Raw genomic sequence first — 23226 nt, 5'->3', positions numbered from 1 at the left:
CACCTCCCCAGTGAAACTCCGCGCAGTTGCCGCGAAGCCCCACCGGGAACGGCCCTTCTGGCAGTGATCCAGTAGTTTCCGGGCCTACAGGACCACTTCCCCGCGGGCCACACGGCCTCGGGCCTTGCCCGACATCCGGTCATCCAGGCCGGCCATGTGGAGAGCTCGGATCCAGGAACCCCACTTGTTCTGCACGACGATGGCAGCGGGCTGACCCCCGCGCCGCACCGCTTCGTACTTTTGCACTGTGACCGCCCCTGGCACGCGGGCCGCGACGTCCTGCAGGGCCTGGATACATTGCTCGGGAGAGACGATCTTGCGTTCGCACTCCGCTGGGATGATTGCCAGCACGTCCTCGGCCCATTCCCATGTCCCGTCACGGTTGGCCGCATATCGCAGCAGCTCCTTGGTCCGCCGCCACATCTCATTCCAAGTGCCCAAGCGATTGCGCAGCGTGGCCAGCGAGGCACGGTCCTTGCCCCGGACCCATGCTTCGTAACCCTGAGCCGTGAAGTGCTCGGCGTCAGAAGTGAAGAACTCGTAGAGCGTTGCCCACAGCGTGGCGTCATCCAGATGCGGTCTGGACCCGCCTCGCGTCGCGATCAAGTGCGATAGGCCGGCCTTCTCCAGCGCGTTGTTCCAGGTTCCGAAGCGGATCGAAACGGTCTGTCTACCGGGAATGCCGCGCCCCGTGGCCCACGCTGTGAAGTCATCCCCGGTGGCGCGGGTCGTCTGGTTCGCCCACTGCCGAAGGGCTTCCAGCAGGTCGGCTTCCGACGTCCGGTGTGAATCTCCAGCAGGACCCAGCTTCTGGTGGAGGCCCCTTCGATTGCCCAGACCTCGCAACACCATGGGAACGTCGCATTCAAGGGCTTCTGCAATCTCGTCAACGTCGAGTTCTGGGAAGCTGAGGGACATGCCGTAGACGCGGCGAGCCAGGTGCCTCTCCCGTCGGGCTGCCTGCTCGGCTCGCTTGATCTTGAGGTCCCGAGCATTGACACCGGCCTGTCCTGTGATCTGGCGGACCCTCTCCCGGCTGAGGTTGTAGAGATCGCCGAGCGCCTGCAAGGTCAGCCCGGCCACCAATCCGCTGATCAGGAGCTTGTCACGCTGTTCCTGTTTGTAGGCGTCGTCCAGTTCCTCGAACCAGTCGAGCCATTCCTCAGCATCCATGACCTCGCTGTCGAGGGTGCCGTTGGTGGCTTCTGCCACTCCGCCCGCAACCTCATCAGCAGCGCGCCGCGGCGCACCATGGGTCACATTTACGTCGTCCTCGAACGTCACGGGATCTCCCAATACTCTGCTCCAGATGTCGGAAGCTCCGACAGCCCTCACGTTAGGGCGACTCACTGACATTTCGTGTTGCTTCGGCGTTGGTCAGGAGCTTGGAATGGGTCGCGTTCAGACAACCGTCAGGAAGGCAGTGCCCGCTTGGATTCCTCAACCGCTAGCCTGAGCGTCAACCCCCACGTGGAAAGAGATCGCTGCCCCCATGACTGTCACCTTCGTCCCAGGTTCGATCGTTGTGGTTCGCGACGAGGAGTGGCTGGTCACCCAGGTGCGTCAGACCAGCGACGGCGCGCTGGTGACGGTGCAGGGGCTCAGCGAGCTGGTGCGCGGCACGACTGCCACCTTCTACGACTCTCTCGACACCATCACACCTCTGGACCCTCGCGACGCAACTCTGGTGGCCGACGATTCCGCGGGCTACCAGAAGGCGCGGCTCTGGCTGGAGTCGACCATTCGCAAGACTCCGTTGGCCCTTACCGATCAGCGACTCACCGTCTCGAAGCAGGCACTGGCAGATCCGCTGGAGTACCAGCACTCAGCGGTGCGCACGGCGTTGAGCCCTGAGTCACTCCGGCCCCGCATCCTGCTGGCGGATGCCGTGGGTCTGGGCAAGACCCTTGAGATCGGCATGATCCTCTCCGAGCTCATCCGTCGGGGTCGTGGGGAGCGCATTCTCATCGTCTGCCCCCGGCACGTGCTGGAGCAGATGCAGAACGAGATGTGGAGCCGATTCGCGATTCCCTTCGTGCGCCTCGACTCGGTGGGGGTGCAGCGCGTCAAGCAGAAGCTGCCGGCCACCCGCAATCCGTTCACCTACTTCAATCGGGTCATCATCTCGATGGACACCTTGAAGCAGGAGCGTTTCGCCAGTGATCTGCGCAAGCACCGCTGGGATGCCGTGGTGATCGACGAATCGCACAATGTCACCAATTCCGCTACCCAGAACAACCGTCTGGCCCGCGTTCTTGCTCCCAATACCGATGCCCTGATCCTGGCTTCGGCCACTCCTCACAACGGCAACAAGTCGTCCTTTGCGGAGCTGGTCCGTCTGTTGGAACCGACAGCGGTCACCCCGGATGGCGACCTGATCACGGATGAGGTGAAGCGCCTGGTTGTTCGGCGTCACCGCAACAGCGACGAGGTGGCCCGTGTGGTGGGGTCCGACTGGGCGGAGCGCAAGCCCCCGCAGCACTTCCTGGTGGAGGCCTCACCCGCCGAGGACGCACTGGCCCAAGAACTCGCGGATGTATGGCTGCATCCCAAAAACGGGACGTCTCCCTATTCGGGCCAGGTCAGCACGCTGTTCCCATGGACCTTGGCGAAGGCCTTCCTGTCATCCCCGGCAGCACTCCGTGCCTCGTTGAGCGAGCGTCTGAAGAAGCTCGACGGGGCGGTGGGCGATGAGGTCCGAACCGAGGCGCAGGCGCTCGCACGCCTGCAGGAGCTCAACGACGCCACGTGGACCAGCTCCAGCAAGTTCGACCGCCTCGCCCAGTATCTGAAGCAGATCGGGGTGAAGAAGAACGGTACCGAGCGCGCGGTCGTCTTCGCCGAACGTGTGCCCACTCTGCACTATGTACGCGATCGTCTGGTCGACGAGCAGGGCTTCAAGCCGGACCAGGTGGCGATCCTGCATGGCGGCCTCACCGACGTCGAGCAGCAGCAGATCGTCGACAGCTTCAAGCAGACCACGTCGCCCATTCGAGTGCTTGTCACCGGTGACGTCGCCTCGGAAGGCGTGAACCTGCACAAGCAGTGCCATGAGCTGGTGCACTACGACATTCCGTGGAGCCTGATTCGTATCGAGCAGCGCAATGGCCGCATCGATCGCTACGGCCAGAAGCACTCGCCGCAAATCACCTCGTTGCTGCTGAGTCCCTCGGCCGAGGACTTCTCGGGCGACATTCGGGTGCTCCACCGCCTGCTCGAGAAGGAGGATGAGGCGCATACCGCCTTGGGCGATGCTGCCTCCCTGATGGGCGAGTACTCAGTGGAACGCGAGGAAGAAGCGATCAAGCGCGTGCTCGCGGGCCGGCGTGATCTGGACAAGACCGTCAAGAGCGTCGCGACGGTGACACGGCCCGAGGTTGATCCCTTGGCAGCGTTGTTCGCCCAGCTCGGCCAGGCCACTCCCCCGGCAGCCCCAACTCATGAAGACGATGCCTCCACCGGTCTCTACCCGTCGAGTGTCGACTTCCTGCGCGAGGCGCTGATTGCGGCCTATGCCACGCCGGAGGCGGCACCCAGCAAGGACGGCATGGCTGGTGGCGTCCGCTGGGAGGAGATGCCCGACGAGCGACTGGTTGCCTTCGAGCCGCCGGCTGACCTGAAACATCGGCTGGAGGTGCTGCCACAGAGCTACTTGGCAGACCGCAAGGTGTTGGACCGGTTGCTGCTGGCCACCAGCAAGCAGAAGGGCAAGCAGCTCCTGGAGGCGGCCCTGAGCGACACATCGGATTCCTCATGGCCGGAAGCGCTCTACTTGGGTCCGCAGCATCCAGTGCTGGACTGGGCTGCCGATCGCGCACTGGCAAACCTGGCCCGCAACCAGGTCTTCGTGGTGCGCGGCGCTGTCTCGGATCCCACGCTGCTGTTGGTGGGCACCCTGACCAATCGTCGCGGTCAGACCGTCGCAGCATCATGGGTTTCGGTGGAGTTCCCGAACCCGGCCAACCCGTCCTTCGCGATGGCCGAGGTGGTTGAGTCTCCGGCCCTGCTCTTCGAGCGGGTGGGCTTTGGCCCCCAGATGGTCAACCCCGGAGCCTGCGCCACCCTTGAGTCCTTCGCAGCGCTGGTACCGCATGGTGTGGAGGCTGCGAACAACCAGATGAGTGTCCAGATGGAGGCTGCCGAGCAGGGGGCACGGGAACGGATCAGGGCCTGGAGCGAACGCACCCATCAGTGGCAGCAGCAGGCCAATGAGCTGGCACAGCGCCTCGACCTGAAGGAACGCTGCCTCTCGGTGAGCCAGGAAGAGGCGTTGATTGCAGAGATGGCGCCGACCCAGCGGCTGGTGCGGCCGCTGCTGCTCGTGCTGCCCCATGACCATGCCGTTGACGTTGAGGAGAACCGCTAACCATGCCGATCAGTGACGCGTTCATCGTCGGTGAGGACTTCCTCAGCGAGCACTACTTCAGCTCCGATGCCAACAACGAGTCCTTCCGCGGGCGAATCCTGGAGCGCCGCAAGGCGTGGGACCAGGCCGAGCATGAGACCTCCCGAGACCGGTTCACTGCCGCTCGCGGTGAGTTGGCGGTGGCCATCGCGCGGCTCTATTCCGATGTGGATGTCGCGTCGGAGGCCCGGGCCAGTGCCGACCGCGACGCGGTCGCCGCGGTGCATGACCGCTTGCTCACCGTGTTCGGCTATCGCTCGGGCGAGTTCTCGACCCGCACCGAAGGCCCCATCACGTGGTTCAACACCCCCGGCGTCACCACCGATGCCCCCTTGGCCATCGTGCAGGCGCTGCCCGCCGTCACAGTGGACGACGTCTTCGCCAAGGCCGAGGAACACCCCCTGCGACTGCTGGAGCCGTGGCAACTGGATGAGAAGACCACCGAGACTTTGGCCACCCGAGCCATCTCACGCGTCTTCCTGGCCGACGACGCTCCGCAGTTCATCCTGCTGCTGGCGGGACGGTTCGCGCTGCTGACGGAGCAGGCCCGGTGGGCCGAGGGCCGTTACCTGGCGATCGACCTGCAGGCCGTGTGCGACCGAAATGACCGTCGTCAGGCCGGTGAGCTGGAACGGATGCTCACCTGTCTGGATGCCGATTCACTGGCTCCCGATGCCGATGGGCAGGTGTGGTGGTCGCAGACTCTGGAACAGTCGGTGAAGCACACCGTCGGCGTGAGCAAGGATCTGCGTGAAGGAGTGCGGCGCAGCATCGAGATCATCGCCAACGAGGTGGTGGCTCGACGCCGGCAGAAGGGCCTGCCGCCACTGCCCGCCAACCAGGCCCAAACCTTGGCTCGCCAGTCACTGCGTTTCCTGTACCGGATCTTGTTCCTGCTGTACGCGGAGGCCTCACCCGAGCTGGGCGTGCTGCCCACGGGTGCACCGGAGTACGACGCGGGGTACAGCCTTGACCGTTTGCGGGAGCTCACCCTCACCACGTTGTCGGGGCCGAAGGCTGAGCAGGGCACGCACTTCTACGAGTCACTGGACGTGCTCTTCCGGCTGGTCGACCAAGGACATGACCCAGCCAGTGCCCCCGCAACCGCCAGCTCCGAGGACGACCAGGCGCTGGTCTTCCACTCACTCCGCGCAGACCTGTTTCGGCCGGAGGCCATCGCGCTGATCTCCGAGACCGGGCTGGGCAACAAGGCCCTGCAGGCCGTTTTGCAGCGGCTGCTGCTGAGCAAGGAGCAGAAGGGCCGAGACCGGGGCTTCATCAGCTACGTGGAGCTGGGCATCAACCAGTTGGGCGCCGTCTACGAGGGCCTGATGAGTTACACCGGCTTCTTCGCCACCGAAGACCTCTACGAGGTGGCTCGTGGTGGCAACCCGGAGAAGGGTTCCTGGGTGGTGCCGGTAGGTCGCGCCCAGGGTATTGCGGCGAGCGACTTCGTGACGCGCAAGGATCCTGTTACCGGTGAGGACCGCCCGGTGATTCATGAGCGGGGCCAGTTCGTCTACCGTCTCTCTGGCCGTGCCCGTCAGCAGTCGGCGTCGTACTACACGCCGGAAGTGTTGACGAAGTTCACCGTGGGGCAGGCGCTGGAGGAGCTGTTCGACCAGGACGGCGAGACCACCCCGGCCGAGGACATCCTGAGCATGAGCATCTGTGAGCCCGCCCTGGGTTCGGGCGCCTTCGCCATTGAGGCGACGCGTCAGATGGCCGAGGAGTACCTGCGCCGCCGTCAGGAGGAGTTGGGCGAGCGAATTGCGCCGGAGAACTACCCTACTGAGCTGCAGCGGGCCAAGGCCTACATCGCGCTGCACAATGTCTATGGCGTTGACCTGAATGCGACGGCGGTGGAGTTCGCCGAGATCACGCTGTGGTTGGACACGATGGCTGCCGGCTTGCAGGCGCCATGGTTCGGCCTGCACCTGCGGCGCGGCAACTCGCTGATCGGTGCCCGCCGTGAGCTGTACACGGCCGATGACGTGAAGACGAAGGCGTGGTTGGGCAAACAGGGTGAAAGTCTGCCGCTGATGGACCTGGCAGAACGCATCCGGAGCAACAGCACCGAACCGACGGCAGCCCATGGGCGCATTCACCACTTCCTCCTTCCTGCGGATGGTTGGGGCGCGACAGCCGATTCCAAGGAGGCAAAGGCGCTCGTACCTGAGCGGGTTGCCTCGGTGAAGACTTGGCGCAAGGGGCTGAAGACCAAGCCGACCGCAGCGCAGGTCAAGACGCTGCAGGCCATTGCGGTGCAGGTAGAGGAGCTGTGGACGATGGCGCTTCGGCGCCTGATGGTGGCGGAGCAGCAGTCTCGCCGTGCCATCCCGGTCTGGGGCCATGAATCCGAAGCAAACGCCGGCGTGGTCACCCGGGAACAGATCGAGGAATCGCTGGCGGACCCCAGCGGCGCCTTCCAGCGGCTGAAGCGCGTGATGGACGCGTGGTGTGCCCTGTGGTTCTGGCCGCTGACGGGCGATGAGGTGACCCCGCCGAGCTGGGCCGCCTGGATCAGCGCCTGCGAGATGATCCTGGGCGCCGCGGTCACCGAGAAGGCGAGCAAGAAGCGATACTCCACCGACGAGGTGATGAGCCCCGCCGATGAGTGGGAGTATCTGGCCGAGCAGGAGTCATTCACTCTGGCCGGCGCCAACGCCAAGTCGATCGACGCGACGTTGGACCTGCACCCATGGCTGCGGGTGTGTGAACGGGTTGCTGAGGAGCAGGGCTTCTTCCACTGGCCACTGCACTTCGCGCCCGTCTTCGGTCGTGGTGGCTTCGACCTACAGGTCGGGAATCCTCCGTGGGTTCGACCTGACAGCGACGTGGACGCGCTGCTGGCCGAGGGGGACCCGTGGTGGCAGCTCACAGACAAGCCCTCAGAAACAGAAAAGCGATCCCATCGAGAGGCCACTCTCTCGTTGCCGAGACTGCCTGACTCGGTGGCAGCTGCGGACAGCGAAATCGTGGCAGTGCGGTCCTTTGTGGGCTCCGCGACAAACTACCCCGAACTGGATGGTCTCCGCCCCGATCTCTACCGCTGTTTCATGGCCTCATCATGGAACCATCAGTCCAGGCGAGGGATGATCGGTCTGCTCCACCCGGAGTCCCACTTCACCGAAGAGAAGGCAGGGATGCTTCGCGCTGCTACGTATCCACGACTGCGTCGCCATTGGCAGTTTGGTAACGACCTGAAGCTGTTCGATGAGGTTCACAATTTGGTGACCTATGGAACCAATATATACGGCCTCAAGCGTTCTGCGATCAGTTTCATGCAGGCGAGTAACCTCTATCAACCTGAGACAGTCGTTGGTTCATTACGACACAATGGCGAAGGTCCGCCCCCCGGCTTCAAGCACGAGGGGCATTGGGACCAGCGGCCACACGCCCAGCGCATCGAGCGAGTCACAGCAGTGGTACTGGCAACATGGCGTGACATCCTCGACCCAGATCTTCAACAGCCGCTCGCCACACGGATGCTCTACACGGTGAACCGTGAGGTGGCCGCGGCCTTGGTCGCCCTGTCGGATGGGCCTCGCCTCGGCCAGCTGGGCCTGCAATTCTCGGCTGGTTGGAACGAGACCACAGACCGCGCGAACGGATCCTTCGAACAGCACTGGGGAATGCCCGGCTCATGGAGCGATGTCATCCTCCAGGGCCCCCATCTCTTCGTCGGAACCCCGATCTACAAGACGCCCAGAGCATCAATGAAGTCCAACAAGGACTGGGCCGAGACCGACTTCGAGACCTTGGCTCCGGACGCGATTCCCGTCACGGCCTACAAGCCCGCCGGCGACCGGGCAAAGTACGACCGCGACTACACCCACTGGGACGGGGTCCCCGCCCGCGGCTCCTATCGCCTCGCGTGGCGGGCCATGGCCGCCAACACGGGCGAACGCACATTGATCTCTGCCCTCATCCCACCGGGCGCCGCCCATCCGAACGGCGTTTTCTGTGTGGGTGGCGCTTCCGTACACACCTTAGTCAGCACCGCAGGATTCACCAGCAGCCTCTTGCTTGACTTCTCTGTGCGGGCTGCACCCAAGAGCGGCATCTACCAAGGCGTCTTCAATCGACTTGCCGCCCCTGACGCCCAGCATCCTCTCAACTACGCGCTGCGTCTGCGCACTCTGCGTCTCAACTGCGTTACCGACGCGTACGCCGACCTCTGGAGCGAGGTCTACGACCCCTCGTTCCAGACGGATTTCTGGACCTCGTCGGACCATGTCTTCACCAAGCTGGGCGCCGTCGGCGAGGAATGGACTGCCGCGACCCCACTCCGGCGTGCCGCCGACCGCCGTCAGGCCTTGGTGGAGATCGATGCCCTAGTTGCATTGATGTTGGGCGTCACGGCCGACCAGCTCTGCACCGTCTACCGCACTCAGTTCGCCGTCCTCTATGGCTACGACCACGACAAGTACACCTTCGACGCGAACGGTCGCATCGTCCCCAACCCCGTTCTGGTGACCTGGCGCAAGAAGGGTGACCGAATCACCGAGGAGGAGCGCACCCACACCAACGAGGCGGGCAACACCTACGTGTACGAGCTCCCCTTCCGAACCTACGACCGCGAGCATGACATGCGCGTCGCCTACGCCGAGTTCGAGCGCCGCCTTGCGGTGATGAATGGGAGTGAGAGTTGAGCACCCCGGACCTGAATGAATCCTTGGTGGTTGGCGTCGCTTCTAGCGCACTCTTCGACCTTTCCGAGAGCGATCGCGTTTTCCGCGAGCAAGGGGTCGTCAAATACGAAGAGTTCCAAGCGGAGAACCAGCACCATCCCTTGGAGCCCGGCATCGCGTTTCCCTTCATCCAACGCCTCCTAGGGCTGAACGCACTCCAGGAGAACCTCGTCGAAGTGATCGTCATGTCACGCAACAGCCCAGCTTCTGGGCTGAGGGTGATGGACTCGATCAAGCACCACGATCTTCCAATCTCTCGAGCGATCTTCCGTCGTGGCCTCGGCGCGGAAGACTTCATGTCAGCCTTCAACATGTCCCTCTTCCTGTCGGCCAACGAAGCCGATGTCCGCCATGCCATCGAAGCGGGGCAACCCGCCGGCCAAGTGATGACGAGCAGCCCTCTGCTGGATCACGAGGGTGAGTCCCTGCGCATCGCGTTCGACTTCGATGGTGTCTTGGCAGATGACTCCGCCGAGCAGGTGTACCAATCCGAAGGGATGGAGGAGTACCAGCGCCACGAGGCATCCCGAGCCGAGATTCCGCTCACTCCGGGTCCCCTGTACAAGTTCCTGCAGGCCGTGAACAAGATCCAGACGGCGGAAGACAAGGCCGTTGAACAGGACCGGGACTACAAGCGCAGGCTGCGCGTGAGCCTTGTCACCGCCCGTAACGCGCCCGCCCACGAACGCGCAATTCGCAGCCTGATGAGCTGGGGGCTCCAAGTTGATGATGCCTTCTTCCTGGGAGGGCTACCAAAGTCGACGGTGCTCAACGTCCTCAAACCCCACATCTTCTTCGACGACCAGCAGCGCCACTTCGAGGGGGTTTCCGCACCAGCGGTCTACGTCCCGTTCGGAGAACTCAACAAGACAGCACCGAGCGCCGCATCGACGGCAGCTGCCGACTCAGAGCAGGAGGACTGACATGCAAGGTTCGCTCCAACCCTTGGTCCAGATGTTCAGCGGGGACGACACCTGCCTCGTCATCCCTGTGTACCAGCGCAACTACGACTGGAACATCGACAACTGCCGCCAGCTCTTCGACGATCTCGTCATGGTGGTCCGCAAGGACAAGCCCAACCACTTCTTCGGTTCCATCGTGTACAAGGTGGAGGGCGCCATTGGTGAATCCACCATCATCGACGGGCAGCAGCGCCTCACCACCGTCAACTTGCTCTTCCTGGCACTGCATCACGCCCTCGCCACCGGCTTGGTCGAGCCAGATGATCGTCTGAGGCGACGCATCGAGGACGGATTCTTGCGTTCGGAGTTCGCCGCCAGCGGCTACAAGCTCAAGCTCAAGCCGGTGAAGGCAGATGCAGCCGCCTACGAGAAGCTGTTCGACAGCGCTGCGAACCACGACGAGAACTCCAATGTCACCGCGAACTTCAACTACTTGGTGAAGCGCATCCAGGCCTCGGAGATCAGCCCACAGGGCCTCTTCGAGGCAGCCCGCAAGCTGCAGGTGATGCGCCTTCAGCTGGACGATGCAGACGATGCCCAACTCATCTTCGAGAGCCTGAACTCCACCGGCCGCGGACTCACTGAAGCCGACCTGATCCGCAACTTCGTCCTGATGGGGCTCCCCCGAAAGGAGCAGGACCGCCTCTACGAGGACTGCTGGAACCGCATGGAGGTGGCCGTCAACTTCGAAACCTCCGACTTCATTCGGCACTACCTCACCGCGGTTCTGGGCCGAACGCCCCGCAAGGACGACCTGTACCCAGAGTTCAAGAGTCACGTGCTGCAGAGCGAACGTCCGATTGCTGACGTCCTCGCCGACATGCGCGACTTCGCCTACCACTACCGAGACCTGCGCAATGCCACAACCGGAGATGTTCACGTCGACCGACTGCTGCGCCGCTACAACCTGGTCGATCGGCAGGTCACCTATCCCTTCCTGATGCTCATCATGCGTGACTACCGTGCCGGGGACATCACCGGGGAGAGCTTCCTCTCGATCCTCACCACAGTCGACAGTTACCTGACGCGCCGCTGGGTCTGTGGCTATCCCACCAATGCCCTGAACAAGATCTTCGCCCTGCTTCACCGTGAAACCGCCAAGCACGTCACTGCCGACGCGTCCTTCGTGGACGTCTTCGCCTACATGGTCACCAAGCGCGGCGGCACCGGAACCTTCCCCAGCGACTCAGAGTTCGCTGAATCCCTGGCCAGCAAGGACATGTACCACATTGCGGGGCAGCAGCGGAACTACTTCTGGGAGTCCGTCGAGAATGGGACGTCCAAGGATGTCCGAGACATCGCGAATCGCCTGGCACTGGGCGAGATCAGCATCGAACATGTGATGCCCCAGACGCTTACCCCAGCGTGGCAGGACGAACTCGGGCCACATGCGGAAGAGATCCACGAGCACTGGCTCCACCGGCTGGGCAACCTCACCGTCACCGGGTACAACTCCGAGTACTCGAATCGATCCTTCCAGGCCAAGCGGGAAGCGGAAGAAGGATTCGCCCACTCCCCTTACCGGGTGAACAAGCAGATCGCCAACGCCGAGCGGTGGGGGCTCGGGCAGATGGAAGCCCGAACTCAGGAACTCGTCGAGATTGCTTCGCGGATCTGGACCACCCCCACCAACTCCTTCAGTCCGCCCGCCAATTCCTCCGATGCAGTCCCTCTCGGCGAGGACGAGGATTTCAAGGGACGAGTCATCAAGGCGTGGGAGTTCCAAGGCGTGGTGCACCCGGTGTCCAGCTGGAAGCAGGCGCTGCTCGAGCTGGTGCGGCACCTGCACGACGAGGATGCAGTGGCCTTCCGTCAAGGGGCACGGCACACCGGCGGAGGCATCCGTTACGACCATCCAGACGCGGGCTACGAGTATCTCTACACAGAGGCTCTCCCGGGAATGCTCGTCTACTGCCAAAGCAGCACGCCTTCGAAGGTCGGCATCATGCGCAACCTCTTCCACGGCATGGGGCTGGAGACCGACGACCTCCTCTTCCACCTGTACCCGCTAGAGGAAGACACGACGACCGATGAGTGAGCTGCTCCCCACCCGTCAGGCCGGAGTCCTCCAGACCGCACTGCTCGACTACCTCACCACCACCTTCGCGCTGGCCGATGGTGATGCTCGCAGTGCCCTGAACGACTTCTTGCAGCACCAGACCGACGGCATCTTCAAGGGCCCGTATGTGCGCACGCGCCTGCCCTTCGCCCCGGCAGCCGACGGGTGGGAGCAGGCACTCGACATCATCAACACGCCCTTCCCGCCGTACGGCCACCAGGCCGCAGCGTGGAGCCGCCTGTCGAGCCGCGATCGACGGCCCCAGCCCACACTGGTGACCACCGGAACCGGCTCCGGCAAGACCGAGTGCTTCCTGGTGCCGATCCTCGACCACGTGCTGCGCGCCCGCCGCAGCGGCACGGCGGGCGGCACGAAGGCGCTGATCCTGTACCCGATGAATGCGCTCGCCAACGACCAGGCACAGCGCCTCACCGCGATGCTCACCGAACAGCCGTCGGATGGTTCGAGCAACCCGTACGCCGGGATCACCGCCGCCCTGTACACCGGCGAGGACGGGCCCAAGCGCACCACAGTGAGCGCCGACGGCCTGATCACCAGCCGCGACATCATCCGCAGCCAAGCACCGGACATCATCCTCACGAACTACAAGATGCTCGACCACCTGTTGCTGCGCGCCGACGATGCCCGCCTCTGGCAGCAGAGTGCAGAGAGCCTGCAATACGTCGTCCTCGACGAATTCCACACCTATGACGGCGCCCAGGGCACAGACGTCGCCATGTTGCTGCGCCGCCTTGGCCTCACTCTCAAGAGCCACTGGCAGCCGGGCAGCCACACCGACGAGGACCTGGCCCGCCCACTTGGCTTCATCACCCCCGTTGGCACATCCGCCACGCTGGGCGATGGCAGCGACTCGTCGGAGATGGTCAGCTTTGCCAGCGAGATCTTCGGCGAAGACTTCGACGAATCCTGCGTCATCACGGAATCACGAGTCAGCCTGGACGACTGGTTCGCCGACGCCGCCGCGCCAGCGGACTGCGAGCCCACCACTCCCACACTCGACCTGCTCTCCGAACTCGTCACACGGTTGGAAGACCAGACCAACGGCGCCACCATCTGCCAGACGTTGATCAGCGAACTGTTCACGCCACGCACCACCGACAACGCAGGCTCACCCCGCACAGTCCCTGTAGCCGTCACTGCGGCCGGGCAGCTGGCGCAGTTCAAGGCACTGCCGATGGTGCGCGAACTGATCAAGCACACCGAGCGAGCCACCAACCTCGATGACATCGCCGACAGTCTCCTGCCCCCCGCCACCGACGAAGCCAGCCGGGAGAAGGGCATAGCCTTCATCACCCAGCTGATCGCGGCCCTCAGCCACCTGCGCGCCAGGCTTGGACGCGGAGTTGCGAGTGTGGAGACCCACCTGTGGGTGCGTGAACTCAGCCGGATCGACCGCGTTGCCTCCAGCGCCGTGAACTACCAGTGGAGCGACGACGGCGCCCTGGTACCACTGGCCACCGACGAGGCGACGGCCGGGAGCGCCGACACCGCCTTCCCCGCCATCTACTGCCGGCACTGTGGCCGCTCCGGGTGGGGCATCGAATTGGCCACCACGGGCACCGGCCTGTCGGCCTCGGACAAGAACATCCGCGCCAACCACCTGACCAAGACCGGCCAGTTCCGCGCTCTCATCAGTGCCCCCACCGAAGCCGCCCGCGCCGCCACCGGCGAATCGGTTGAGGGCCTGCGTTGGCTGTCGCTGAACCAGCGGGAGATCACAGCCAACCTTCCCGATCAAGACGACGCCGAATACCGCCACGGCCGTCTGCTGCCGGTCCTGATGCACTCCGGGCGCGACGCCTCAGACGACTCCCGCAATGACACCTGCCCCAGCTGCCAGCAGCGCGACGGCATCCGCTTCCTGGGCTCGGCCATCGCCACCCTCCTCTCGGTGAGCCTCTCGTCGCTGTTCGGATCTGGCGAACTGGACGCGTCCGAGAAGAAGGCCTTGGTCTTCACCGACAGCGTGCAGGACGCCGCCCATCGCGCCGGCTTCGTCGCGGCCCGTTCACACACCCTCACCATGCGCTCCGTGATGCGCGACGCCTTCACCGACCACCCCGACGAGCTGAACCTCGACGAGCTCGCCGACGGCATCCTGAGTCGCGCTGGCGACGATGCCTTCCGCCGCTACCGGCTACTGCCCAATGAGTTCGTCAGTGACCCCAAGATGGCGGAGTTCTGGCAGGCCCAGCGTCAGGCCTCGGTGAGCCGCGCCGTCCGCAACAAGGTGAAGCGGCGTCTGCTGTTCGACCTCACCCTGGAATTCGGTCTCAACTCACGCGTGGGCCGCACGCTGGAACAGACCGGTTCCCTCAGCGTCCACGTCGATGCCGGAACCCCCGCGATGATGGCCACCACTGCACGACGAGTGGTCAATGGCGACGACCAGCAGGAGCTCGACGAGCACCTGGCGGAACTCCCCGACGAAGTCCTCACCCAGTGGGTGCGAGGTGTGCTGGAACACATGCGCATCCAGGGATCCATTGAGCATCGCTGGTTCGAGAAGTACATCCAGAAGGACGGGGAGCGCTGGGCCATCTGGGGAGGCCGCCCCAAGAATGAAGGAATGCCCGCCTTCCCCAAGGGCCGCTCCGCCCCCGCCTTCCCCCGTGTGGGCGGGGAACGAGTGGGCAAGGATCCGCTGCTCGACACCGTGACTGATTCCCAGGCCTGGTACGCCCGATGGACGGGTCGCTGCCTGGGCGTGCCTCCGCAGCACGGTGCACGGCTGGTGCGCGCGCTGTTGGACCGCCTTGGCCGCGACTTCGTGTTGCGAGCCACCCGTACCGAGCGCGGCGCCGTGGTCTATGCCATCGACCCCACCCGAGTACTGATCACTCCCACCAGCGACGACGACCTGACCGCCGCACGTCACCAACTGCAGTGCGACCTGTGCCACGGCCAGTTCACCGCCTCGCTGGCGGCGGTCCAGCAGCTGGACGGCGCACCCTGCCTCTACGCACGCTGCACTGGGCGTCTTTCGCCCTCGGCCATGGACGCCACGAACTTCTACCGGCGCCTGTACACCAGCAGCGACATGCGACGGATTGTCGCCCGCGAACACACCTCGTTGCTCGATGCGAAGACCCGGCTGGAATACGAGGACGGTTTCAAGGCAAGCCAGAGCGACCCGAACAGTCCCAACACCTTGGTGGCCACCCCCACCCTGGAGATGGGCATCGACATCGGCGACCTGTCCGCGGTCTTCCTCGCATCGCTGCCCCGCACCGTTGCTTCCTACCTGCAGCGCATCGGCCGCGCCGGACGTCAGACCGGCAATGCGCTGAACCTGGCCTATGTCACCGGACGTGGCGAATTCCTTCCGCGCTTGGGAGATCCGTCGTCCCTGATCAACGGAGCCGTCCGGCCGCCGTCCATCTACCTGAGTGCCGAAGAGATCCTGCAGCGGCAGTATCTGGCCCACTTGGTGGACCGCTTCGCTCGGGACGAGGTGGACGCTCACCATCCGCGCAGTGCCCGCGCCGCCATGGAGAGTGCGGCGACTGGCACCTTCCTTGGTGATCTGATCGACTTGGCCGAAGGCTCGGCCGACGAACTCTGGGCGAGCTTCACCCGCGCCTTCGGGGCCCACCTCCGCGCTGATTCCCGGGAAAGTCTGCGGCTGTGGACCCTGCCCCAAGAAGGACCACACACCAGTCCCTTGGCGCTGGCAGTCCATCAGGCGTCCGACCGGTGGCGCAGCAGCAAAGAGCTTCTGGAACACCGTGTGATGACCATCCAGAACTCGATCCCGGCCTTGCAGCAGGCTGCTGAAGTGGCTGCCGCCTCGGAGGACGACAAGCGTTCGCTGCAGACGGCCTATGCCGCACTGAAACTCACGCGGGCCCGGATCAAGGACCTCACCGGCAAGTACTGGATCTCCGTGCTGGAGGAGTTCGGGCTGCTGCCCAACTACACCCTGCTCGGCGACGCAGCCACCCTGGACGTGGAGGTGAGCTGGTTCGACCCCGAAGAGGGCAAGTACATGGCCGAGCCCTACGACATTCAACGGCCCTCTGCCCAGGCCCTGCGGGAGTTCGCGCCCGGAGCCACCTTCTACGCCAAGGGCTGGGAGATCGAGATCGACGCCGTCGACCTGGGCACCGAGGCCGACGGCATTCGTCCATGGGCCTTCTGCCCTGCCTGCGGCCATGCGCAGGACCTCGCCGAGACCGGTCGGGAGCGCGTGGCGCCCGCCTGCCCACGGTGCGGAGACCAGGGCATGCGCGACATGGGCCAACGGCTCGACGTCGTGGAACTCACCCGCGCCTCGGCCGCCATTCGCCGCGACGAGTCGCGCATCGACGACCGCACCGACGACCGCAAGCGCACCCGGTTCACCATCGTCACCGCCGCCGACATTGACCAGGCAGAGGTCAAGAACGCCTGGTTCGTCGACGGCTACGACTTCGGCGCCCAGTACCTGACCCGTCTGACCATCAAGTGGCTCAATGTGGGCCGTCGCAGCACCATGGCCACACCGCGCAAGATCGCGGGTGATGACGTGGCGTCCAGCTTGTTCCGAGTGTGTGAAGGCTGCGGTCACATCGACAACTCCGCCCGGGCAAATTCCATGGATGAGCATCGCCCATGGTGCCGCTTCCGGCGCGACCCGGACGAGCATGTGCGCAGCATCGCCCTGTCCCGGACGCTCACCACGCAGGGCGTCGTCATTCCATTGCCGTGGACCGTCACGACCGGTGACAGCTTTGCGCTGCCCAGCCTGCAGGCCGCCCTGCTGCTCGGTCTGCGGGACCAGTTCGGTGGTTCCCCAGACCACATCGGAGTTGCCGTGGTCAATGCTCCGGGCAGTGACGGCGGCACCCGCCCGGCCCTGCTGCTTCACGACACCGTGCCCGGTGGCACCGGCTATCTGGCGGAGCTCGGCGGCCCCGAGAATCTCTGGGATCTCCTGCTGCGGGCCTATCGCACCGTGCGCGACTGCGAGTGCCAGCATGAGCAGCGTCTGGCCTGCCACCGGTGCCTGCTTCCGCTGGCTGCGCCCCAGGACGTCGACCGGGTTTCTCGGGGCACCGCGGAGCGACACCTGCGAGCGATTCTGGGCAGCGGAGTCACAGGGGACGACGAGCCCGACGACATGGACTGGAAGATCACCCACGAACTCAGCGCCGGACAGAGCCACGAGTCACACCTGGAACTACGTTTCCGCGAGGCCTTCACCCGCATGGCCACCGGCATCGGTGCCACCGTCACGGAGCGACCGGCCGACTGGGGCAATGTGATCGAGCTGCGGCTGGGCAATGCCCAGTGGAAGCTGGAACCCCAGGTGCCCTTGGCAGGATGCCGACCCGACTTCGTACTCACCGCGAACCGGCCTGTACCCCGCATTGCCATCTTCACCGACGGCTTCGCCTTCCACGCCACTCCCGCGCACAACCGCATCGCCGACGACGCCGAGAAGCGTCACCTCTTACGCCTTGCAGGTCACGAGGTGCTCGCAGTCACGTCACACGACCTCGACGCCTTCTCGGCCAACCAACCCCCGGAGCTCTCATGGTTCAGCACCCAGCTCCTGCCAGGCCTGACCCAGCTGTTCGGCTTCAACCAGACCGTCCCCCAGGCCGTACAGCAGGGGCCGATGGCAATGCTCGCCGCATGGATCCAGATGCCCGACCCCGACGCCTGGCGCCGCTTCGCCCGCGCACTGCCAGCCTTCATTCCCCAGCACACCACTCCCTCCGTCCCCGAGCGCGGCAGCCTCAGTGAAGTGGCCAACGCCCTACTGACCCAGGGTGCGGACGGTCAGGTCGACGGCCAGAGGCTGTCGTGGTGGTGGCGACAGGGTCCTGTGGGAGTGCTTGCCAGACGCCGACCCGACTCCCCCACGCACATGGACATCGCCGTCGCCCTTGATGATCGACAAGAGACACTGTTCGAACATGATTTCCGCGACGCTTGGCGCACCTGGCTGCAGCTGTCCAATGCCCTCATGTTCCGACCGATCGATCTCGAGACCACCATCGTGGCCACCAGCGCTGCAGGAGCACAGGCCAGCGTCTCCAGCGCGCCCCGACGACTCGACATCAGTGACGCGTGGCGAACGGTCCTGGAAGCGGACTTCGAACCCGCGGTGGAGGATCTCGCAGAAGAACTGTCCAAGCTGGGCGTCACTGCACCGGCACTGGTGGGTGAAGAAGTGGGAGAGCAGTTCATCCCCGTCGACTTTGCCTGGCCAGACCGGCACATCGCCGTCACGCTCACGTACGACGAACGTGACGCCGAGGACCTGGCAGCTGAGGGGTGGCGTCTGGTGGAACCGACAGCCACCGCGATTCAAGCCGCTCTGGAAGGGAGCAACAGATGAGCATCAACCTGATCATGTCCAAGCAGGGCAACAAGCTGGACGGCTCCATCAAGCAGAAGGCCTTCACCTTCCTCGAGAAGCTCAGCACCGACGACACCACGCCGGGGCTGCACATCGAACCGATCAACAATTCCTCCGACCCGCGCGTACGAACCGGACGAGTCGACCAGCAGTACCGAGCGGTCCTCTTCCGGCTGACCAGTGACGACAGCATCACCTACGTGGTGCACGGCATCTGGAACCATGACGAAGCCATCAACATCGCGCAACGTGCGGTGCTCACGGTCAACCCGATCAACGGCATGCCGGAAATCCGTGACGTCGAGGTGGAGCGTGCCAAGGCGGGGCTTGCGCCCCAGGTCACAGTTCTGGAAGTCACTGCTCCCGAGTCGGCCCCCCAGGAGCCTGCCGCCCACCCGGATCCCGCCCCGAAGCCGGCGCCCGCTGGCTCGGCGCAGGCCTTCCGGATCCGGGCAACGGAATCCGAGCTGGCCAGCGTGCTGGGCCTGCCCGAGGGTCTCGCCGCCCGCGCTGTGACGGCCAGCTCGGAGGAAGAGCTACTGGCTCTGCCCACGAACGGTCATGAGTGGCAGGGCCTGGCGCTGGTCGGGCTCGCCTCGGGCATGGACGTCCACGAGATCCTCGAGGATCTTGGCCTCGAGTCCAGCAGCAAGCCCGAGCGCATCGAGACGCTGACCGACGACGACATGCTCGAGCGGCTCAATCACCCGTCGTCGCGGATCGAGTTCGCTCCGATCGACGGAGTGGACGAGCTGCGACGAGTCATCGAGGGCGGCGACTTCGGCGCTTGGCGCGTCTTCCTGCACCCAGAGCAGGCCAAGTGGGCGAGCAAGCACAACAACGGTTCCTTCCGTCTCTCCGGCGGAGCTGGCACCGGCAAGACTGTCGTCGTGCTGCACCGCACCAAGGCGCTCTTGGAAAACACCCCAGCTGCACGGGTGGTGGTCACCACGTACACCGTCAACCTGGCCACAGCCCTCTCCCGTGACCTTCGCCGGCTCGATCCGACGTTGCCCCATGCCGCAGGTCTCGGACAGCCCGGCGCCCACATCGGCGGCATCGACGCCATCGCGCGCCAAGTCCTCAGGCAGGCTGGATCTCAGCTCCCGGCAGTGTCACAAGCGGTGCTGGGTACGAGCCGCATCGACGTCGGACAACTGACCGACTCAACCAAGGCCTGGCGTACAGCGATCAACGAGTTCGGCGACCAGCTCCCCGCCGCGTTGAAGACGCCTCGATTCTTCGAAGCCGAATACACCCAGGTGGTCCTGCCCGCTCGGATCACGGCCAAGGACGACTATCTGCGAGTTCGCCGCCCTGGTCGTGGAGTCCGTCTCAGCCGCACAGAGCGTGCCGCCGTGTGGCAGGTGGTGGAGGCGTACCGGCGCAATTCCCACATTGACGGGAGCCTCGATTTCCAGGAGATCGCCACCATTGCCGCGGCCTATCTTGATTCCGTGGCGGAGGCAGGACAGGGTCGCTTGGCCGATCATGTACTCGTCGACGAGGGGCAGGACATGACGCCGGCTCATTGGCAGCTGCTTCGTGCTCTGGTGGCCGAAGGCCCTAATGACCTCTTCATTGCGGAGGACAGCCACCAGCGGATCTACGGCAACAAGATCACACTCAAGCATTTCGGCATTTCGGTGCAGGGCCGTTCTCGGCGCCTGACGTTGAACTACCGCACCACCGCCCAGAACTTGCACTACGCCGTCTCGGTTCTCGACGGCGGCGAGTACCAGGATCTCGAAGCCGAGGCTGAGAGCACGGCGGGTTACCGATCGGCTCGAACGGGCCCAAAACCCGTCCTGAAGGGTTTGGCAAACCTCACCGAGGAGCTGGACTTTGCCGCCGCCACGGTGACTCGCTGGCTGGAGGATCCGCAGATCGCCCAGAAGGAGACGATCGCCGTCCTAGTTCGCGACGGCCGTCAACGTGACCTCGTCGTCGCAGGATTTGCCGAGCGCGGCGTTACGGTGCGAGCTGTCGACCGCGACCAGCCGAAGGGGGGGACTCCCGTGGTGATGACCATGCACCGTGCCAAGGGAAGCGAGTTCACGAAGGTGCTGCTGTTCGGAGTCTCCAAGGGCTCGATTCCCATCAACCTGCGGGACTTCGACTACTCGCAGGACGAGCTCAAGGACGCGCTGCTGCGAGAGCGGTCGCTGCTCTACGTGGCCGCGTCACGTGCCCGCGACGAGCTGGTGGTCACGTGGAGCGGGGAAGCCAGTGAGTTGAGTCCGCGGCAAACATGACACAACTATCTTTCTCCCTCTAACAGCTACAGTCTTTTCTATACATGAAATTCTAAGCAGAGCGGCTTGGAGGTTGACTTTGTCCAATTGTTTGTCGGGAAGTTGCGGATGCTGCCGCGGCAGCCATTGCGAATGCCACTTCTGCCTCGGGTCATTGCACGGCACCGCACGCATTGACTGGGCTTGGCTGTTGACCACTGTCTCGCTCTCAGATCCCCGGATGAGCAAGGCAAACAACGAGCGCGCACACTCCACCAAGCTCCTCGAAGAACGGCTGGACAAGCTGCAGCAGCGCGCGCGCCGCAGACGGAAATCGTCCATCACGTTCCAGCTGACCAAGAAAGACATCAAGTTGGCCACCAAGGTCGCCTGCAACGTCGATTTGGTCGACTAGCTCAGTCAGCCACGCGACCGCGCGACCCTGCAAGGGTTGACAGGGCTACGATCCGCGATCCAGAGCGCAACCGTAGTTCTGGTGGCGGCACTCGACAATGAGGTATCCAAGTGCTCCCAGGTCGCCGATCACTTCTGGTGCGAGGTTTTGGCAACCTTGGGTGATCTCTTGAATGACTGGGAGTCATTCGCTGCGGAATCGGCAGAGATCTTGGCCGAACACTTAGCAAAGGAACTACTGGGGAGAATGGATCTCTCCGGTCGACGTTGGACCCCCGTCTTAGCCAAGTCCATCATCGAGGCCGTGCTGACGGAGATGCTCACCAAGCTGGCAACGCCAGTCATGCCAGGGGTCTGGACGATCCCCATCACCAGTAGGCATTGCCGCCTCCTGGCCATCCTGATGTGTCCGGCACCCGAGAACCACCCACACATCCGGGAGACCTGTTTGGCCCCCTTCCTGAAGACCGAAGCCCTCGCCCCAGAACAGCAACAGCTGGTAGTGCTTGTTCCTGCTCTGCGCGATGGGATCGAAAGGCTCTGAGGAGAGGGATCTCGCTCCAGAGCGTAGCCACGAGACTACCCGGCCTGTTCTTGCAGGAGCCAGATTCCGAACCAGAGGTTCCCATGTTGGTGGGCCCCGGGAGGCGTGTCGCGAAAACTGTCAGTGGCGTCCGGCAACCTCTTCTCCAGAAGGTAAGTGCTCGGCTTCGGGGCCGCACCGGATCCTCCACCCCCCCAAGGAGAAGACAGATGCTTCAGGATGCGCTTGTCCAGATCGCCACTGGTTTCGTCAGTGGTGTGCTCGCGACTGCGGTGAGCTCCGTGTTCACTCGAAGCTCACCATCGGCGGAGTCCAGAATCAGCTACCACGGCAGCACTCATGTGGGTGACAACGTGACACAAACCGTCACTCGAGATGAGCGCATCACCATTGCACCAACCATCCAACAGCAGATGAACACCCAACCAAGCGCTGCTCAGCACGGACCCTCGCAACAATCCAACAGCGATGACGCATCGTACGTGACCGGTGCGCTCGTGGTGCTCGCCGTAGCCTTGTACGCCAATCACCAGGATTGGGTTCTTCGAGTCTTGGGCACGTCATACGCGGTCGTCCTCTCCTTCCTGGTCGGCTGTGTCAGCTACCTCTTGGTAACCAGAGTGCGCTTCGACGGCAGGCTCATCGCGCACTCTGTGACAGTCGCGATTTGTACCGCCGCCCTTTGGTTGGTTCCCCGCCTGACTCGTAGCGCACCTTGGGGTGGAGACGCCCGCAAGGCTGTCGCCGTCATCAGGGAGCGAGGTGTCTGGGCAGCGTTGACCAGCGACTCGGGACTGTTCCTCTTCCCGATGCTGCAGCTCTGTGGACTGGCTTGTGCAGTCGTGGCCATGTGGTCGACCTTGCGGTTCGCCCTTTCCCTGCTCGGTATGTGTCGGATCGGTAGGCGCTCGAGGATGGGCAAGCCCGTGGACCACGCAGTGCGTGCTGTCGCCAAGATCGGTTCTCCGGGATCGCTGTCTCGAACCACTGCGGTCATGACCGTGCTCTCGTTACTTCTCACCTCGGGCGCGGCTTGGTCGGGTGGCCTATGGGCTGGAACATACTTCAACAACGCGGTGCAGAAGCTCACGGCCACGACGGAATCCTCCAATGGTGGAACGAAGGTCTGCCTGGAGGTTTCCAGCTCCGTGGGGTTTGGTGGCGATGGGACCTACACCCTTCAGCGGCGACAACCGGATGGGAAGTGGAGGTCCACTTCCATGACGCTCGTATACAGGCAGGAGGGCACGGACAAGAGCCACTGCGTACGGGTCGCCGAGACCACGCCGACTGAGTACCGCTGGACAGACCTCCTCGGTCAGCGAAACAGCAACGTGGTCCGAGTGGATTGAGGCGCGACATGAACAAGGGAACAGCGACCGCCGACGCCAACGGCGGGATCTGCTCTCCACCGCGCAACAGCAGGCGTGGTACTCCCTTGAGGGCATGCTGATGGCCAGCCCTTTTGGTCCTCTGGGGAGCCTTCTCCTCTACACATCCATCTTCCACGGCGGCAGCCCGGTGAGAGCCTGGCCCAGCCTGCC

10 protein-coding genes are annotated in these 23226 nt (G+C 64.1%); 9 read left to right on the top strand and 1 reads right to left on the bottom strand.

Going from position 1 to position 23226, the window contains the following annotated elements; translation table 11 throughout:
• Window positions 1-84: 84 nt before the first annotated feature.
• Window positions 85-1284, bottom strand: a complete 1200-nt coding sequence (locus tag ACOAMO_RS05670; RefSeq protein WP_420176616.1) for a homing endonuclease associated repeat-containing protein — start codon at window positions 1282-1284, stop codon at window positions 85-87.
• Between the two features lie 208 nt (window positions 1285-1492).
• On the opposite strand from ACOAMO_RS05670, the gene ACOAMO_RS05665 reads away from it, so the two are divergent.
• The 9 genes from ACOAMO_RS05665 to ACOAMO_RS05625 all read left to right on the top strand — a co-directional run bounded on the left by ACOAMO_RS05665 (window position 1493) and on the right by ACOAMO_RS05625 (window position 23034).
• Window positions 1493-4366: an SNF2-related protein gene (locus tag ACOAMO_RS05665; RefSeq protein ID WP_420176615.1), complete on the top strand. Its 2874-nt coding sequence runs from the start codon at window positions 1493-1495 to the stop codon at window positions 4364-4366.
• Between the two features lie 2 nt (window positions 4367-4368).
• Window positions 4369-9060 carry an Eco57I restriction-modification methylase domain-containing protein gene (locus tag ACOAMO_RS05660; RefSeq protein ID WP_420176614.1) on the top strand — a complete coding sequence of 1564 codons (4692 nt, stop codon included), beginning with the start codon at window positions 4369-4371 and terminating at the stop codon, window positions 9058-9060.
• Window positions 9057-10022, top strand: a complete 966-nt coding sequence (locus ACOAMO_RS05655) for a 5'-nucleotidase (protein ID WP_420176613.1) — start codon at window positions 9057-9059, stop codon at window positions 10020-10022. Before ACOAMO_RS05660 ends, ACOAMO_RS05655 begins: the two co-directional genes overlap by 4 nt.
• Before the next feature lies 1 nt (window position 10023).
• Window positions 10024-12099, top strand: a complete 2076-nt coding sequence (locus ACOAMO_RS05650) for a DUF262 domain-containing protein (protein WP_420176612.1) — start codon at window positions 10024-10026, stop codon at window positions 12097-12099.
• Window positions 12092-18469, top strand: a complete 6378-nt coding sequence (locus tag ACOAMO_RS05645) for a DEAD/DEAH box helicase (RefSeq protein WP_420176611.1) — start codon at window positions 12092-12094, stop codon at window positions 18467-18469. Before ACOAMO_RS05650 ends, ACOAMO_RS05645 begins: the two co-directional genes overlap by 8 nt.
• On the top strand, window positions 18466-20745 hold the full coding sequence (locus ACOAMO_RS05640) for a UvrD-helicase domain-containing protein (protein ID WP_420176610.1): 2280 nt from the start codon (window positions 18466-18468) through the stop codon (window positions 20743-20745). The genes ACOAMO_RS05645 and ACOAMO_RS05640 overlap by 4 nt, the downstream gene beginning before the upstream one ends.
• Before the next feature lie 220 nt (window positions 20746-20965).
• A complete protein-coding gene (locus ACOAMO_RS05635) occupies window positions 20966-21139 on the top strand; it encodes a hypothetical protein (protein ID WP_420176609.1) in 174 nt (57 codons plus the stop codon).
• Window positions 21140-21220: 81 nt separating this feature from the next.
• Window positions 21221-21682 carry a hypothetical protein gene (locus ACOAMO_RS05630; protein WP_420176608.1) on the top strand — a complete coding sequence of 154 codons (462 nt, stop codon included), beginning with the start codon at window positions 21221-21223 and terminating at the stop codon, window positions 21680-21682.
• 209 nt (window positions 21683-21891) lie between these two features.
• Window positions 21892-23034, top strand: coding sequence for a hypothetical protein (locus ACOAMO_RS05625; RefSeq protein WP_420176607.1), 1143 nt, complete (start codon window positions 21892-21894; stop codon window positions 23032-23034).
• The last annotated feature ends 192 nt before the right edge of the window (window positions 23035-23226 follow it).

The organism is Luteococcus struthionis (assembly GCF_048595755.1).
In the GTDB taxonomy this organism is placed as follows: domain Bacteria; phylum Actinomycetota; class Actinomycetes; order Propionibacteriales; family Propionibacteriaceae; genus Luteococcus.
This window is presented reverse-complemented; position numbering and strand designations above follow the sequence as displayed.